This window comes from Paraglaciecola sp. L1A13, from assembly GCF_009796745.1.
Lineage (GTDB): Bacteria > Pseudomonadota > Gammaproteobacteria > Enterobacterales > Alteromonadaceae > Paraglaciecola.
Genome location: NZ_CP047024.1, coordinates 2,803,749 through 2,821,745, shown reverse-complemented (window position 1 = coordinate 2,821,745; position 17,997 = coordinate 2,803,749). Strand labels below are relative to the sequence as shown.

The window sequence follows — 17,997 nt, the reverse complement described above, 5'->3', positions numbered from 1 at the left end:
CTTTAAGCGCTTTTTTAACGTGTTAGTTTTGCTTGGCAAGATAGACTGAATCAAAAACGAATCATTTAATTTTCATAACCCCAAGGTGCGGCTGGTGCCGACACTGGCTTCGTTAAATCAAAATCTACTCGAAACTCTCGCCCTTCACGCACTAATCGATATGAAAATGTATCTGGGTAGCTATAGATTTGCCATGTGTTGGTGATAGATTGCGCTAAACCATGCTCAGCGAATAATTCTTTCGAGTACTGGTCGATAGGGAAGGATTGTATCTGGTTAAAACCCGCGCCTAGCGTGTGCCCGCCATACATGGTCACTGGATCATCAGTGCCGTCTTTATGGCGGTGATCATGTTTTAAACTAAGACCACTGCCGGTTTTTTTAATGATCCAGGTACGTGATGCATTATCGCCAACGTAGAATGGAATTTGTAATTCTGATTGACTGCATTTGCGTACAAACATAATTAATTTTGCATCGAACGCGGGGCTAGGCTGATTATCTACTGCCACTTTCCCCTCAAAGGCCTTGCCACAATGCAAGGCAATGCTAGAGAAAAAAGCGTCGTGAGTAGGAATAGAAACCAACGGAGCCTCTTTTGAAAAGGCCGTAGAACTTGCCATGATAGAAATACCTACCAGCCAATTTTTTATATGCATTTAGTCATTCTTCTTATTAATATTTGAATGTTAATAGTATCTTTCTTGTTGATTAACAACAATGTGCTATTAATTAGCGTGCATATCAAACGCAAAAACTATCGAGCAACATTTAAAGGCTTATGGCAGATATTAAGCAACGCTATCGGAGTTTTACGTTCGATAGCTTGTTATATATCGTCTTCTTAGGGCGATTATTTATTGATAACAGTCGAGTTGGACTAACCGATAACCGTGATACCTGTGGACATATTAAAAAATGTTGCCCGTTAAGCGGGCGACATTGAGTGTGCTTTTAATTCATTTCGGACATAACTCTGCCGACATTTGTCATCACTTCATCCAGTTCCTTAGTGGGGCTAAAATCAATAAATTTAACATCTTTGTCTACAATTGCGGTATGGCCAGCATGCGCATAAAAAACGTCGCCAGCTTCAAAAGATTCTTCTTTACCATCGTCGTATATAAACCGAAAGGTTCCTTCAAATATGTAGCCCCAATGTGGGCAATGACAGCTGTCGTTACCGAGCCCTTTCAATAGGGGGGTAAAATCTGTGCCTTTAGGTAGCTCATGAAATACCACGGTCATATTTCCTAAACCGGCTAAAGAGCGCATGATCATGTCCGGGGCTTCCATTACGACGGGTATATCTTCTTTTTGCAATTTCATCTGTATCTACTCCATGTTGGATTTATAAAAATACTACTTCTGTATTCTTCTTGTTGGTGTTGATGTCTACGTAATATTCATGCGCAGTACGATCAACAAAAGTGTAGCTGAGAAATATACATGCAAAAGTTTTTAACCTGTTTGAATGACAAATACACCTGAAAGCGGCCGTCAAATTTCAGAAATCGCAGATAAGAAAGTATTAACGTGTTTATTGTGCCTAATACCTTACTCCTTTATTTTCTATGGGCGATAGCAAAACGGGTAAATGTATTTCATGCTTAACCGCTTAGTTTTTCTGGTAATCTAGTTGCTTAAGCTACATGGGGCGTTTATGAATAAATTATTGTTAGTTGTTGTCTGGGGGGTTCTGGTGGGTGGTTGTGCGGCTGTCCCTAAACAGAGTACCTTGACGCCGCTGAATTTAACCGCACATAAAGAAGCGGTAGATGATTATTGGATTACTTATCGAAAGGTCGCACCCGTGTACCCGCAACAAGCGAAAAATGATAAAATTTCTGGCTGCGTTGAGTTTTCATTGCTTATCGATGTGAACGGCAGGGCAGTGGAGCCTACAATTATCAAAGCGTTCCCCGAAGGGGTGTTTGATGAACAGGCTGCTATTGCGATAAGAAAATGGCTGTGGGTGCCTACAAAAACGAATACTGAGCGTCAGCCTATTTTAACCACTATCCAGCATGACTTCGTGGTTAGAAACTCGCAGAATGCCAAAGCGGCATATGACGCGTGTAAAATCTAATATGCGTTTACGTGCCGATCATTGTTGGCCCACATCTGTTAACTGTATGTAAAAAGAATATCAATAACCTAAGGAATATCCATCTATGTCTTTTAGCGCCTTAGGCTTGTGCGATGAGCTATTAAAAGTGGTTGCAGAGCAAGGCTACACCGTGGCATCACCGATACAGATTGAAGCGATCCCAGCTGTGTTGAGTCAGCGTGATGTTGTGGCTGTGGCGCAAACTGGTACCGGCAAAACCGCTGGTTTTACGCTACCTGTACTGCAATTATTGTCTGGTGGTTTAAGCGCAAAACCACAAAGTGTGCGAGCGTTAATTATTACGCCGACCCGTGAACTTGCTGCTCAGGTGGCTAAGAGCGTTGAAAATTATAGCCGTCTGGTAAATATTCGTTCCGGGGCCGTGTTCGGAGGTGTAAGGATTGAGCCTCAGATATCCCAACTAGAAGATGGTCTGGATGTTCTGGTTGCTACACCTGGTCGTTTAATTGATCTCTATAATCAGCAAGCAATTAACTTTGCTCAGTTAGAAATACTGGTTTTAGACGAAGCTGACCGCATGTTAGATTTGGGCTTTGTCAACGATATTCATCACATCCAAACGTTGTTACCAGCTAAACGTCAAAGTTTATTGTTTTCAGCGACATTTTCAAAAGACATCAAGTCACTTGCCAGAGGCATGTTAAATAACCCGCTTATGATTGAAGTAGCGGTGCCAAACAGTACTATCGATACGGTTAAACAGAAAATATATTCGGTCGACAAAGCGCGTAAAAATGACTTATTGATCCACCTGATTAAGACACAGAATTGGCGTCAAGCTTTAGTATTTAGTCGAACCAAGCAGGGGGCCGATAGTTTAGTCATGCAGCTAGAGAAGGCTGGTATTAGTGCAGCATCCATTCATGCTAACAGAACACAACACGCTCGCACTCATGCATTAGATGGCTTTAAAAACGGGCGTGTTAAGATATTGGTTGCCACTGACATCGCATCTAGGGGGATTGATGTTAATCAATTACCTTGCGTTGTTAACTTTGACTTTCCTTATGTGCCAGAAGACTACGTGCATAGAATTGGTCGTACAGGCCGTGCTGGCAACTCGGGTTTGGCCATTTCATTGTTTAGCGAAGATGAAGCCAAGCAATTACAGTCTATTGAACGCCTTATCGGCCGCAAGTTTGAACGTGAGATCATTCCTGCTTTTGCACCTACACACAAAGCGCCTATTACTAAAGTGGCCAATAACAAAAAACTAGTCAACATGCTCGATGATGACGAATACGGTAATTTTGAAGCTGACCCTCAGCCTAATTCTCGAGAAAAGCCTCAAGGGCGAGCAAAACGCGCGAGTAATGCTTCTAATCATAAACGGCGTAAGTAGAACCTATTATGCTTATATTCGCGTTATGCGCCCGTGAGTTAGGGGCCGTAGCGCGGGGCTCTGATAAAACGACGACTTAGTATAATGGTTAGTCAAGCGAGATCCGCAAATCTGCTAACAACGACACAAAACTCTACTGGAGTTCTTGAGCGCTAGGCGTGTATTGTCTACAATAGCGCTCTTTTTATTTAATCAGGTCATTAAGATGAACGACACTAAAGCGCTACCCGAGTTACCGGATCGCCTTTCGGGTAATCCCCGCAGCAAATTTCATGTGGAAGAAATTTTTGAGCATAACATAGGTATTCGGTTGAACGGCAAAGAGCACACTAATGTCGAAGAATATTGCATCAGTGAAGGTTGGGTTAAAATACCTTCTCCAAAAGCGTTGGACCGCCGGGGACAACCTCTGTTAATTACCCTTAAAGGAACGGTTGAAGCGTTTTATAGTTAAGATTGTGCTGGATTTTGGCCTGCTTTAATTACCGACTTACATGCCTCATAAATTGCATTTTACACTACGTTTTCACTAATGCTTAACGCAATTGGGGTAAACACTGTTAAATCTTTAATATTCCAACCAGCGATAAAGTTTTAATATGACGACCATGATTATAACCTTAATAGGGCTGCTTATATTAATTGCCGGTATGGTGCTGCTGTTAATCGAGGCGTTTGCAACAAGCATTTTTTGGGGCTTAGCGTGTTTGTTTATTAATCCAATGTGTTTACTTTTTCTCGCACGTTATTGGAAGCAAGCCAAATTGTCGTTTTATATTCAGGTGGTTGGTCTAAGTGTGCTTCTGATTGGATATCATTTGCATCAGCAATTCAATTTTTAGGGCGTTGGATTTTCAACTACTCCCACTCAATAAATACTTTTTGCCCATATAAAGAAAACCCCGACTAAAAGCCGGGGTTTATTAACATGCTAAAGCGCGCTTTTTTATGGCTGTGACCTTACTCGTCGTCTTCTTCTTCTTCAACCAACGTCATAAGTGAGGTATTACCGCCAGATGCGGTAGTATCGATACTGACGGTTTTTTCGGTTAGCAAACGTTGGATCAGGTGATCATTATACTCGGCGGTAATAACAGGCAATATTGCCCCTGTACGTTTGGCGAGCATTTTGACCATATAACTAGAACGATCACTGTTACTGTCTATTACCACACCTGTAAGTGCATCTTCCGCCAACAATGCTTGCAAGTGATGCAGCTTAGCCACTTGGAACACGCCTTCAGGCGCACCGGTAGCAATAAACTGTTCGCGAAATTCAATAGCTTCGTCGTAAAACAATTCAGACACTACGGCAATGACGACGTTCCCTGTTGCTAGTGCGGTCACAATAGACAGAGTCCAATACTCAAACGTTACGTCTTTATCAGCAAAACAAACCAGGATCCCTCTGGGTTCAAGGTACAGCACATTAGATTCGCCCGTTGGCCCAGGTAATACTTTGGGCTTTTTCAAACGTTTTTCGATACTGATCAACTGAGAGCGAGCCGCGGCTAACGTGGAGTTTAAATCTTCAGCCAATTCTTCAACTATGCCTACCTTAGCTAACTTTGCGAGCAATTGACGAACCGAAGAGATACGGGTATTTAGATCTGTCAGTCGCCATTCATGTTCGGTAGCGTGGGCATTTTTCATAAACTGAGCAGCTTGTTGCGTTGCTTTTTCATCACTTTGCAGTGCTGAATCTGTATTAGGCAACAATTCACTTACCGGCCTTGGGGTCGACTTTTCTAGCATTAGGCGTGGCAAGTAGTTAGGCCCGCCTGCTTTAGGGCCAGTGCCTGATAGACCGCGTCCACCAAAAGGTTGAACGCCGACTATAGCGCCAATCATATTACGGTTTACATAAACGTTACCGGCTCGGGAGAGTTTTACCAACTCCATAGCGCGCATATCAATTCGCGTATGAATCCCCATGGTTAAACCAAAGCCTGTGGCATTAATTTTTTCAACTGTGTTTTCTAAATCATCTGCCTTAAAGCGTACAATATGCACACAGGGGCCGAACACTTCACGCTTGAGGACTGAGATATCTGCTATTTCATAAAGCTTGGGCGCAAAGAAGGTACCCTTGTTAGCAGGAACTTTACACTCATATAATAAGGTACCATTTTTTTGCATATCGGCAGCGTGCGCTTGCAAGTTGGCCAACGCTTTTTGATCAATAACGGGGCCAATATCAGTAGCCAAATAGGCTGGATCACCCACGCTCATTTCCTGTAGTGCACCAATCAACATTTCGGTCACGGTATCGGCGATTTCTTCCTGTAAAAACAATACACGCAAGGCTGAACAACGCTGGCCAGCGCTTTGAAAGCCAGAAGCGATAACGTCATCGACCACTTGCTCGGGCAGGGCGGTTGAATCCACAATCATGCAGTTTTGTCCGCCTGTCTCGGCTATTAGAGGGACTTGCTCACCGCCTCTTTGGGCCAATGCGTTAGCGATAATATTGCCGGTAACGGTTGAACCGGTAAACATAACTGCTTTGATACGTTCATCAGGTAATAAGACTTCACCTACATCAGGGCCTTGTGCGATAACAGCCTGAACCACACCTGCGGGTAAACCTACATACTCCATTAATTGCAGAGCACGCAAAGCAATTAAGCTTGTTTGCTCAGCGGGTTTGGCAATGACGGTGTTGCCGGTTACCAGTGCCGCTGCTACTTGACCTAAAAATATGGCCAATGGGAAGTTCCACGGACTGATACACAGCACTACACCACGAGGTGCGAGTCTGTCGTCTTCTGCAAGTTTTTCCGCGCGAGCAGCGTAATAGCGACAAAAATCTACCGCTTCGCGGACTTCATCTACTCCATCAGATGTAACTTTTCCAGCTTCTTTAATACACAGAGCAATCAGCTCATCGATATTACGTTCAAGAATGTCAGCGATACGTCGCAGCAAGTCCGCGCGTTCCTTCATGGGGGTTTGCGACCAAGTCGCAAAGGTTTCGTGCGCAGTGGTTAACTTAGCGGCCATTTCGTGCTGAGTATCGAATTGGTGAAAGCCAATAATTTCATCTACATTGGCAGGATTGCGCACTGCATGGCAACCTTCAGGTACTTGATCTTCAGTCAATAGGTGGTCGTCAAGCCAGCGATCCACGGCGGCTTTAAGCGGCGTGATTTGATTAATATCGGTGACATCGATACCTTTGGAGTTGTCTCTTTCTTCGCCAAACAACGCGATGGGTTTCTGGATCTGGTCGTTATATTTAAATTTCAATCGTTGGGTTTTCTCAACAGGATCTTCGAGTAATGATTCAACAGGTCTGGATTCGTCGACGATAGCATTAACAAAAGAAGAGTTAGCACCGTTTTCAAGCAGGCGGCGTACAAGATAAGCCAATAAGTCTTCGTGTTCACCAACTGGAGCGTAAATACGGCATTGAATATTTTCTACAGTGACTATTTGATCATAAAGGCTATCACCCATACCGTGCAGGCACTGAAATTCAAACCCTTCTTTATCATCACCAGCCAATTCTATTATGACGGCGGCAGTATAGGCATTATGGGTGGCAAATTGTGGGTAAATCGTGTCGCGGAAATCCAGTAAACGGTTGGCACAAGCATGATAAGACACATCGGTAGATGACTTACGGGTAAAAACTGGAAAGTGTTCTAATCCATCTTTTTGCGCATTCTTTATTTCAGTATCCCAGTATGCGCCTTTGACCAGTCTGACCATCATTTTGCGCCCAACTTTTTCGGTCAGTTCTCGCAACCAGTCGATAACATATAACGCACGTTTTTGATAAGACTGTACAGCTAAACCAAAGCCACTCCAGCCTGCCAAGTCAGGGTCACTGAATACCTGTTCAATCACGTCTAAAGAAATATCTAGCCGTTCTGATTCTTCAGCATCAACGGTTAAGCCAATATCGTATTGTTTGGCTAATAAACATAATTGTTTTAGTTTGGGGGGGATTTCCGCCATAACCCTTTCTCTATGGGTAAATTCATAGCGCGGGTGGATGGCTGATAACTTCACTGAGATCCCTGGGCTCTTTCTCGGACCTTTCCCTTTCGCCGCTTTGCCTATTACTTCAATCGCTTGTGCATAAGCAGTATAATAATCGTCCGCATCTTTTTGGGTTCTCGCACCTTCACCAAGCATGTCATACGAGTACACATAACCTTTGCGCTCTTTTTCTTCAGCGCGCTGCACTGCATCTTCGATGGTTTCGCCCATAACAAACTGTTGGCCCATCACTTTCATCGCGATGTTCATGGCTTTACGGATAACCGGCTCGCCAACCTTTCCCAAAGTTTTTTTCAGGAAACCAAATTTGTTTTGTTGATTGGCATAATTAACCAAACCACCGGTTAATAGCAAACCCCAAGATGAGGCATTTACAAATAATGAGTCGCTGTTGCCTAAGTGTGAACTCCACTGACCTTTGGATAATTTATCGCTGATCAATTTGTCTTGAGTACCTTTGTCTGGCACTCGTAACAACGCTTCGGCCAAACACATTAATACTACGCCCTCGGCAGAAGATAGAGAGTACTCGTTAAGTAGCGCTTCAACTACGCCGGTACCTTCCTGATCATTTCGAATTTGCAGCACCATTTTACGCGCTCGTTCCCAAGCTCGGCTGCGGGCACGCATATTCACTTCTGCGTCAGGCAGAATATGTTCAACGGCAAGGTTTTCATCAATTCGATAAAAATCACGAATTTTTTGACGAATGGCTGATTCAGTGACTAAGTTACCGTCAAACAACATATAGAACTCCAATTAGGCTGGAAAATAAAACGCAAGGTGTGCTCTTTTTCAAGCCCCCACAATATCTGCGGAGTATATAGACCGCAACTACTGGCGACAATGTTTGTGGCCAGTATTGCTCCTAAAAATAAATAAACAGAGATACCCTAATTGTCGCTCAGGGTTTACAACTATTTTAAAGAGGCAATGGCGAGTTATATCATGAGCAAGGCAGAATAAGGATAGAGATGCCCCTAGAGCAAAAGGTAATGGGTATTAGGCTTGATTATCGCTTGTTAGTAGGCTTTTAATGACATAAATATGATTTACTGGTACCTGCGCGTATTTTAGTCGTTACAAGCAAAAACGACCCGTTCTTCTTGGGTCGCTTTTGTTAGTTTTGAATTTAATTGCTCGACTAAGGAGCCTGTACCAAAAGCAGGCAGCGGCTAGCGCGTAAGTAACTCGCGATTAGACTTACTCTAAACTGGGCAATTGCCCCACACGGGCAATCATTTCGGTGATAATTTGCATATCAAGTAAAAATTGCTCAACGCGTTTATATTCATTGGCGTTATGTCCGGTGTATTTTTCGTGGGGCATGGCAAGGCCAAATTGTACCCCATTGGGTAAATTATGCACCGATGTGCCGCCACTAGACGAGCCAAACTCGCGGGGCATCGACAAGTTTTCGGTGGCGACGTCGACTAACGCATTCACCCATTGGCCTTTCGGGTTACGATACATGGGTTCACGCATACCAATTTTAAACGCCACGTTTATAGCACTGTCTTTTTGCCAAGCATGTAGTTTGCTAGAAATGTCTTGTTTTAACGTATTTACATCTCGCCCCACAGGCAAACGCAAGTTGACACCCACTTGTAAATTTTTATCATCAAGGGCAATAAACGTTACTGCGGTAGTCAGTGGTCCCATGAAATCATGAGCATAATCAATGTTCAGAGTGTCGCCAAAAGAACTCAGTCCCCAGTTGGCCATTATATAATTGGCCGCGTCAGTTATATGATTAAACTTAAAAACAGCTTCTTGGTGCTGTACAAATTCAATAAACGCAAACATTCTTGAGACAGGGTTAACACCAGACTCAGGATCCGATGAATGGGCTGATACGCCTTTAACCGTAAGGGTTACAAATTGTGAATCAGACACGGCTTCAATAGAAAAGTCGCCCCCATTGGCGGCCACAAAGTTGGCAGAAAATTGATTAAGTTTTAACATTAGTGATTTATGATTGGAGCTGGTAATCGTGGCAACACTGGCTGAAGGAATTTGATTCATGGCTAAGCCACCGGTGATTGTCACAATTTCAGCACTCGCGCTGGCATTAGTTTGTCCTGGGCGTACTGGAAAGTTAGCCATAACGCCACCTGAGCCTTTTTCCGCTATCACCACTGGATAATTACCGTCTAGGGCCAGATTATATTTAGGCGTAGGATTCCGGGCAAAATAATAAGGTATGGCCTGAGATGAGGTTTCTTCGGTGGTATCAATCAATAAATGAATATTACGTAGTAACGGAATGTTTTCTTCCTGAATGACTTTCATTGCGTACATGGTAACTACTATGCCGTTTTTGTCATCTTCAGTGCCTCGGCCATACATACGATCACCAATACGGGTTAGATGGAAGGGGTCAAGTTTTGTTCCATCTTCTAGTACCCATAATGAAGGCGTAACCGGCACTACGTCGGCATGGGCATGAATACCCACCAATTCTTTTGAGCTACCTTTAAGAGAGACTTCGTAAACGCGATTGTCGATATTACGAAATTCCAAATTGAAATCTTGCGCCATTTTAGCTAACACGCTGGCCATTTTTTTAAATTGTGGATTGTTATGTTGCGCCAAACCTGCGACGTTAAAAGTGGGGATTGCCACTAATTTTGCCAAGGTGTTGATGGCATCTTGACCGTATTTCAGTCGTGAATATAGGCCTAATAAGCGCTGCATCATATGCAATTCGGATGCTGTCAGGGTTTCTTTCGCGCGATACTTTTTAACTGTCAGCGACAGGACATTTTTTTCGACAGTACTTTGTTGGGCAGTACTCAGTTGGGTAATGCTTTGGCCAGTTAGAACAGAAGACGAGAGTAACTGCTCTAAAAAATTATCAAACGTGTCTGTAGGTTGTATTTTCACGTTTTGGACTATGCGACTCGACTGCTCAGCCGATAAATTCTCAACTGGCATCCCAGCATAAACGATATTCACGAAACTCATTGTCAGCAACAACGCGAGCTTTAACAAAGTATTCAAAAGCAGATTCTCCCTTTTATTATTTTTATAAAATTCAGATGGTTATTATATCGTGCTTGAGGGCGAATCCAAAACGTCACTTATAAAATAGACATATTAGGTAACGTACTCGCTATATATTCATTCATGCAGAAAAAGCCATAAAGTCATGGGCACCCAGAGTGGGTGCGCCAATGATTTAACGATTTTGGTGACAAATAAATATCGGGTACGTGAGACGAAATAAACAAGTAAGGCTTAGAGCCGTCGACTGCGTACTTAGTTGTCTTTAACAAGAGGGTAAGCATCAAAAGCGAGATAGAATTGACTATTGTAGGCTTTGGTCTTTCTGGGGGGGGTCTGTATGGGAGCTTTTTATTAGTCATAACAACGATATGGTCTGTATTTTCAAATCTGCACTAAGCTTGTATCGTTTTACATTTTTGATTCAGTCGATAGGGTATTACTCAACCTCCAAAACGCAGATAATCAACATCATTACGACATATTCTAAACAGCCTATTTTAATTTCTGGTGTCATGCTACTTTTTGATAACACTTAAATATGTAACGTCACCGGAATATTTCAGTATGACTAAAACTAATAATATTGAGTCGATTGTCGATCTTCAGCATGACCTTGCTAATAAATACAAAGCGTTTCTATCTGACAAGAGCAGCGTTTCAGACGACCTTAAAACACAAATAGCCGACGATTTCGACGCATTACAGAAAAATGGCTACGTCATAATTACTAACTTGCTTAGCAAGCTTGAATTAGACGCTATTCGAAGTGCAACGGTTCCGTTATTAGGTGGTGCAGGTCGAAATAACTTTGAAGGGCTAAAAACACAGCGGCTTTATAGTGTGCTTGAAAAAACACGCGTAATTGATTCTCTTGCTATTCATCCTAGGATCACAGGTCTACTTGATAAACTATTTCAACCCAATTTCCTGCTCAGCCAAGCTCAAATGATAAATATTTTGCCAGGTGAGGCAGCGCAGCCATTGCATTACGATGATGGCTTTTACCCTGTACCGCGCCCACGCAAGCCATTCGGTGCAGCGACTATTTGGTCTATAGATGAATTTACCGAGGAAAATGGCGCAACGGTTTTCATTCCTGAAAGTCACATGCTTGGACAAGAGATTATCACCGATCGAAGCAGAACCATTCCATTGGTGATGCCCGCAGGCTCGGTCGTTTTTTTCTTGGGTACCACTTGGCACGGTGGCGGTGCTAATCATTCGCAACATAGTCGTCTTGCTGCAACCTGCCAGTACTGTGAACCTTGGCTTAGACCACAGGAAAATTTCTTTTTAGAGCTCAGCCAAGAAACGCTGCAAAAAATTCCTGAACAATTGCTAAGTATGGTTGGATATTCTATACATCCCCCTTTTATGGGTATGGTTAATGGTATGCATCCGAAGCGCACATTACCTGACATCAAAAGATAATGTTAATGGTATTTTAAAGGCAGAAACTCGCCGGTGATCAGTGCGTCGAGTAAGTTTTTTTCAAGTGGAATGCGCAATTAGAGTGCCCCCTTTTGCGCACGAGCTAGTGACCAGTCAGTGTCATTTTTTGCTTACTCGCCAGATACCTATTATCGCTAGCATGAGTCGCTAGTAAGCAGGTTCTGTGCCCAAGGCCCACTCAATTGGGTTTGTTACTAACCCTAAGATTTGAAACAGCATGCAACATAATCCTTGGATTGCTTTTTCGTAAACTGTGTAAAATATAATAATCACGCATGACGTTCTTAATTAATTGGTTTTCGGCGAAGTATCACGTACTTGTAATTCAAGACTGTCCGAGCCATGTGTGTATCATCGTTCTCGTCTATATGTTGGACGGGAACCGGTAAATCGGCTGCTAGGCCATGTATTAATTAGGTTTATAGAAAATAAGTATGGATTTTTTACAATCGATAATCTTAGGCATCATTGAGGGTGTTACCGAGTTTTTACCTATTTCTTCAACTGGTCATCTGATAGTGGCCAGTAGTTGGTTGGGAGTTGAGCAGACCGAGTCAAACAAGGCGTTTGAGGTGATCATTCAACTTTCTGCCATTCTTGCTGTTGTTGCCAACTATAGAGATAAATTTACCTTAAAACACCGCGATTTATGGGTGAAAGTACTATTAGCATTTATTCCAATTGGCTGCATTGGACTGCTATTTCATCAACAGATTAAAGACTTTTTTACCGTGTCAGTCGTGGGCACAATGTTCATTGTTGGCGGACTTGTCTTTTTGATTGTTGAGTATTTTTATAAAGAACATTTTGAACAAACAATGGAGATAGAAAATATCTCCTATAAGCAAGCCATGTGGATAGGCGTTGCCCAAGTGTTTGCACTTATACCTGGTACAAGTCGAGCTGGGGCTTCTATCGTTGGAGGCTTACTGGTCGGGTTGAATCGAAAAGTCAGCGCGGAATTTTCCTTTTTGCTTGCGCTTCCTGTACTTGCTGCTGCAGCTGGGTTTGATACCTTAAAACATTATAATGAATTTAGTGACGGTAATTTACGCATTTTGCTAGTGGGTTTTGTGACTTCCTTTATAGTTGCTTATTTGTCGATTAACTTATTTATGCGTTTTCTGGACAGATTTACATTCGTTGCATTCGGTATATATAGGATTGTGTTCGGTGTGATTTTGTTGTGGCTAATGTAATAACACGCGTTAGTTAATATTTAGATAACCGTTATTTATAAGGGTAATACCCCGTCAGCACTCTATTGGCGTGCTACTGTCGTACTAATGGCATATAAATGACGTATTAAAAAAGGCAAGACTTCTTCATATTAATTGCACTTATATGAAGAGGGATTGAAAAATGGATATGCAATTAAATAAAGACACGTTAAAGACTCAACGAGACACTAGAGCCTGGAGCCAAACGCAGCTAGCTGAGGTAACAGGCTTAAGCTTACGGACGATTCAACGAATTGAAAAATCTGGCGTGGCGTCCCAAGAATCAGCTAAATCGTTGGCGTCAGTTTATGAATGCTCTATTACTGAGTTATTGGTCAAAGACGTCTCTTCACCTAATGAAAATAGGTTCTCTATCAACAATATGAGTTCGACCGCTAAGATGATCCATTTAGCCGTGTTATGTCCCGTGCTTGGCATTGCGCTTTACTTATTTGTCACGGGACATAGTTCCACCGTTTGGGTAGACCTAATCAGAGACTCAGTTTTCAGCAGTGCAATATCAGAAGATAGGCTCGACAAAATAAGCTTGTTGATTTTGGTTCTGGCGGTAGGATTACCATCGTTAATCCCTGGCCTTATGTATGATTTTATAAGTAAAGAGGGCGGCCTTATAAAACGTTTTCCTTAGAAGTATTGAATTACTCGTTACCTCTTTACTGATTAATTAATTTTATTGCTACGGCTGTAAAGTGCTGATAACTTGTTGAGTTAACTAATATTACATTCAGGTTAGCTCTGATTTATCTGGACTGTTTACGCCAACTGATTAGGCTAAATAGTAATTGGTTTCGTCAGGTTGGCCTAATTTTATATGCCAGAAGGCTATTTCAAGGAGTTTAATTATGTTTAGTCACGTAATGATAGGTGTTAACGATATGGATGCATCAAAAGCGTTTTATGATGCAACAATGGCTGTTTTGGGCTACAAACCAGGTGTTATGGATGATAAAGGGCGTTGTTTCTATTTCGAAAAAAGCGGCATATTCGCGTTAACTAAACCTATCGACGGTGAGCCCGCTTGTCATGGGAATGGTTCGACTCTAGGCTTTAAGGTGGAAAGCGTCGAACAAGCGGAAGCTTGGCATGCTGCAGGTTTGGCTAATGGTGGGGTAGCTTGTGAAGATCCTCCTGGTGTGCGCGGGGCGGGTGAGAATCAAATGCACCTTGCGTATTTACGTGACCCTGCAGGGAATAAAATTTGTACTCTTATTCGAGTATAAATACCTCGTTTAATTGCTAGACAGTTACCAACGCAAAATTTACAAAAAAGTGCTCAAAATTGAGCACTTTTTTGTATCTGATATACCAGCCCAGTTTGTTCATATCAATGTCATCTTTTAGGTCGCACTGTACTGGTACACTCATATTATTTCTTGGCAATAAATACGGGTGATTGTCGTGCAACTTGGCTTTCACATTAATTGAATATTTTGAGCCTTTATGCGTCATCAATAGCGTTATGTGAACGCAGTATTTAATGTAACAACAATAAAACTAATAGGCGTTACCCATGTTTATTCCAAACAATATGCATATGCAAGACGGAGAGGATATTGCTCAGTTTATTAATGAACATAGCTTTGGCATTTTAGTATCTGATCCGTTGGAGGCGACACACATTCCATTTATTTTTGCACCTGATGAGGGCGAAAAAGGGGTGTTATATGGGCATCTCGCAAAGGCCAACCCACAGTGTAAGCAACTCGCACAAGAGAAGGCGTTAGTCATTTTTAGTGGCCCCCACGCCTATATTTCTCCAACATGGTATGAAAAAGGTCCTGGTGTGCCTACATGGAACTACTCGGCTGTGCATTGCACTGGTCGTGCATCCTTATTAAACGAAGACGATACAGTACAAATTATGGATCGTCTTGTAGCAAAATATGAACCTGAATTATTAAGCAACGAAGTTTTGATGCCACAAGCTTATCAGGACAAGCTCAGGCAAGCGGTGGTGGGTTTTAAAATAGCTATTAGCCACATTGACGCCAAAGACAAGTTAGGGCAACAGCGCAACGTTGCAGATCAGCGAGGTGTCTTTGACGCATTACAGAAAAGTACTGCCCTTAGCGACAACCAATTAGCGAATTACATGCAGCGTAAACAACTAGGCACAGGAAGGGACAGGTAAAAAGTTGAGGGTCGTTGTGTTCGTTTGAAAACGTCTGCGAATCACAGTAATCAGTGCACAGAGATGAGTAATCCCTGTGCACGAGTGGTTAATATGTCATTCGTGATATTAATTAAAGTGAAGCGCTCATTTCAAGCACTGGTACCAAGTCGTATCCTTATTGGTCAATCCATGTACGTATGGCATCACGATCTTGTTCTGTCATACCGGTCTTGTTCATCAATGGCATATCTTTAGTCACGACTGCGCGCTGATATATAAGCGGCGCTTTAGCGCTAACCTGTTGCCATGTATCAAATATTAAGCCTAACGGAGCAACAACAAACAGGTTGTCTGTTGGTTTGGCTGAATGGCAATTAGCGCAGTGGGTCTGAACTACGTCAAACGCTTTTTGTTCAATTGCAGTCAATGCCACCGGAGCAGTGTGCATTGTAACTGCGGGGGCAGACGATTCATTTGCTGTGCGCGGATAAGATACCCAACCGGCAATGATCAGCATGCCGATAGCGCCAGTAATAAGCACAGAAGGACGTGAAATACCCACATGTTTTAGGTTAAAGTAATGACGTATCCACGCTGAAACCACTCCTATTGCCATTAATACAGCCCAAGCTTGAGGGTGTTGAAACGTCATAGGGTAATGGTTGCTGATCATGATAAACAGCAATGGCAGTGTTAAGTAATTGTTGTGTACCGAGCGTAATTTAGCCGCTAAGCCCCAAGCGGGATCAATTTCTGTATTATTGGTGACAGCGTCAACCATTAGGCGCTGGGCGGGCATGATTTTGAAAAATACATTACCGGCCATAATGGTGCCGATTAATGCGCCTACATGCATAAACGCACCGCGACCGCTAAACCAATGGGTGGCTAAGTAACTCACTGCGCCAAGCAGCACGAGTAACATAATACCAAACAGAGCAGGGTAGCGACTTAGAGCGCTGCGACAGGCGCCTTCGTAAATAAACAGACCACCAAAAATAAGTCCTAAGCCACGAGTAATAGCGTCTTTAGGCGTTAAATCCATAACGGTGGGATCAATCAAGTAAATCGACGCGCCATGATAATAAATTAAGCTGAGCAGTAAAAAACCACTTAACCAAGTGGTGTAGGCTTCCCATTTAAACCAATGCAGAGTTTCGGGTATTTTCTCTGGGCCGCGCTGGTATTTAGCGACTTCGTAAAACCCGCCACCATGCACCGCCCACAAATCGCCTTTAATGCCTTTGTCTTGTTTCCATTTTGGCGGAGTGCGTAAGTTATTGTCCAACCAGATAAAGTAAAACGATGCGCCAATCCACGCCACGCCAGCAATGACGTGAAACCAACGTATAAATAAAGATGACCAATCAAACCATGCCATGCTGAAGTTCCTTGTTTATTATTATTCTGTGGGTGTTTGGTAAACCGGCTCACCGGCGATATATGTAGCGCTGATGGCTCGGTCATCTGCCAACATACTAAGAGCAAAAATAATATCTTGCACGTCGTTATGTTGCTCGAACCTGAGGGTCGTCAACTCGTCAAAATTTGGATTAAGCACGACAAAGTCCGCGTCAGTGCCGGGGTTTAAGTTGCCTATACTGTCCGCTAAACCATGGGCAATTGCTGCACCTTGAGTCATCAGGTACAAGCCATGAAGTGGTTGTAGTTGATCGCCGCGCAATTGACCTACTTTATAGGCTTCACCTAAGGTGCGCAGCATACTAAAACTTGTGCCTGCGCCAACATCCGTTGCTAATGCTACTGGTATATTATGTTTTTCCGCCGTTTTAAGGTCGAATAAACCACTGCCTAAAAATAGATTTGAGGTGGGGCAAAAAGCGATACTTGCGCCACTTTGTGCCATTCGATGCCATTCATGTTCTTGCATATGGATGCAATGCCCGAAAACTGCTTTAGGGCGCAACATATTGAATTTATCGTACACATCGAGATAACCATCGTGTTTAGGAAACAGCGAATTTACCCAGGCTATCTCATTCAGGTTTTCATTCAAATGGGTCTGGATATAAACATCTGGATATTGCTGAGCTAATTCACCTAAGGCGTGCAATTGTTCCGGACTACTGGTTGGCGCAAAACGGGGCGTAATAGCGTAATGCAATCTGTCCTTACCGTGCCAGCGTTCAATCAATTCAGCGCTGTGTTTTTGTGCTTTTTCAGGGGTGTCTTGTAACCAAGTTGGGCAATGTCTGTCCATGCACACTTTACCGGCAATCAGTAGCATATTGTGTTTTTGGGCTGCAGTGAATAGCGCATCGGCTGCGCACTGATGTACCGAAGAATAAACCATGGCACTGGTGGTACCGTGGCGGTAAAGTTGGCGTAAGAAAATATCAGCAATGTGCGCTGCATACTCGGGTTGTGCAAATTTCCTTTCCGTGGGGAAAGTGTAGTTTTCTAGCCAATCCAGTAATTGCTCACCAAAACTTGCGAGCATTTCTGTCTGCGGGAAATGCAAATGACTGTCAATAAAGCCAGGTACAATGAGTTGACCAGAAAAATCATGTATTTCAACATCATGATATTGATTTTCGATGATTTTTCTTTCACCTACAGCAATGATTTTTCCGTTACGCGTAACCAGCGAACCATCTTGGATATAGGTATAATCATCTTCAGGCTGATTACTTTTGTGTGCAAAGTGCAAAATGGATGCACGGTATAAATGTGTTGTCAT

At 42.8% G+C, this 17,997-nt stretch carries 14 protein-coding genes; 8 read left to right on the top strand and 6 right to left on the bottom strand.

The features are described 5' to 3' along the window. Positions 1-65: 65 nt before the first annotated feature. Together GQR89_RS11750 and GQR89_RS11745 are read right to left on the bottom strand one after the other, a co-directional pair. Positions 66-659: a hypothetical protein gene (locus tag GQR89_RS11750; protein WP_158770227.1), complete on the bottom strand. Its 594-nt coding sequence runs from the start codon at positions 657-659 to the stop codon at positions 66-68. A gap of 295 nt (positions 660-954) precedes the next feature. Then, positions 955-1,329 (bottom strand): hypothetical protein, encoded by a 375-nt coding sequence (locus GQR89_RS11745; protein ID WP_158770226.1) that lies wholly within the window; start codon positions 1,327-1,329, stop codon positions 955-957. Between the two features lie 334 nt (positions 1,330-1,663). Between GQR89_RS11745 and GQR89_RS11740 the strand changes: the two genes are divergently transcribed. From GQR89_RS11740 to GQR89_RS11730, 3 genes are all read left to right on the top strand, one after another. Further along, a complete protein-coding gene (locus GQR89_RS11740; protein WP_158770225.1) occupies positions 1,664-2,089 on the top strand; it encodes an energy transducer TonB in 426 nt (141 codons plus the stop codon). Between the two features lie 85 nt (positions 2,090-2,174). Continuing rightward, positions 2,175-3,473 (top strand): DEAD/DEAH box helicase, encoded by a 1,299-nt coding sequence (locus GQR89_RS11735; RefSeq protein WP_158770224.1) that lies wholly within the window; start codon positions 2,175-2,177, stop codon positions 3,471-3,473. A 205-nt stretch (positions 3,474-3,678) separates the two neighbouring features. Then, the gene (locus GQR89_RS11730) at positions 3,679-3,927 is read left to right on the top strand and encodes a DUF3297 family protein (protein WP_158770223.1); all 249 of its coding nucleotides are present in this window, start codon (positions 3,679-3,681) and stop codon (positions 3,925-3,927) included. Between the two features lie 506 nt (positions 3,928-4,433). Here GQR89_RS11730 and putA read toward each other — a convergent pair. Both putA and GQR89_RS11720 read right to left on the bottom strand, forming a co-directional pair. Beyond that, positions 4,434-8,228: a bifunctional proline dehydrogenase/L-glutamate gamma-semialdehyde dehydrogenase PutA gene (putA, locus tag GQR89_RS11725; protein WP_158770222.1), complete on the bottom strand. Its 3,795-nt coding sequence runs from the start codon at positions 8,226-8,228 to the stop codon at positions 4,434-4,436. Between the two features lie 456 nt (positions 8,229-8,684). Then, positions 8,685-10,484 (bottom strand): dipeptidase, encoded by a 1,800-nt coding sequence (locus GQR89_RS11720; RefSeq protein WP_199271316.1) that lies wholly within the window; start codon positions 10,482-10,484, stop codon positions 8,685-8,687. Positions 10,485-11,054: 570 nt separating this feature from the next. Here GQR89_RS11720 and GQR89_RS11715 point away from each other — a divergent pair. The 5 genes from GQR89_RS11715 to GQR89_RS11695 all read left to right on the top strand — a co-directional run bounded on the left by GQR89_RS11715 (position 11,055) and on the right by GQR89_RS11695 (position 15,314). After that, entirely contained in the window at positions 11,055-11,921 is an 867-nt protein-coding gene (locus GQR89_RS11715) for a phytanoyl-CoA dioxygenase family protein (RefSeq protein ID WP_158770221.1), read from the top strand. 455 nt (positions 11,922-12,376) lie between these two features. Beyond that, a complete protein-coding gene (locus tag GQR89_RS11710; protein WP_158770220.1) occupies positions 12,377-13,141 on the top strand; it encodes an undecaprenyl-diphosphate phosphatase in 765 nt (254 codons plus the stop codon). Between the two features lie 163 nt (positions 13,142-13,304). Further along, positions 13,305-13,811, top strand: coding sequence for a helix-turn-helix transcriptional regulator (locus tag GQR89_RS11705; RefSeq protein WP_158770219.1), 507 nt, complete (start codon positions 13,305-13,307; stop codon positions 13,809-13,811). Between the two features lie 214 nt (positions 13,812-14,025). Beyond that, positions 14,026-14,403, top strand: coding sequence for a VOC family protein (locus GQR89_RS11700; protein ID WP_158770218.1), 378 nt, complete (start codon positions 14,026-14,028; stop codon positions 14,401-14,403). A gap of 290 nt (positions 14,404-14,693) precedes the next feature. After that, positions 14,694-15,314, top strand: coding sequence for an FMN-binding negative transcriptional regulator (locus tag GQR89_RS11695; protein ID WP_158770217.1), 621 nt, complete (start codon positions 14,694-14,696; stop codon positions 15,312-15,314). Between the two features lie 157 nt (positions 15,315-15,471). On the opposite strand, the gene GQR89_RS11690 is transcribed toward GQR89_RS11695, so the two are convergent. Beyond that, complete coding sequence (locus GQR89_RS11690) at positions 15,472-16,677, bottom strand: urate hydroxylase PuuD (RefSeq protein WP_158770216.1); 1,206 nt, start codon at positions 16,675-16,677, stop codon at positions 15,472-15,474. 21 nt (positions 16,678-16,698) lie between these two features. After that, positions 16,699-17,997, bottom strand: a complete 1,299-nt coding sequence (guaD, locus tag GQR89_RS11685; RefSeq protein WP_158770215.1) for a guanine deaminase — start codon at positions 17,995-17,997, stop codon at positions 16,699-16,701.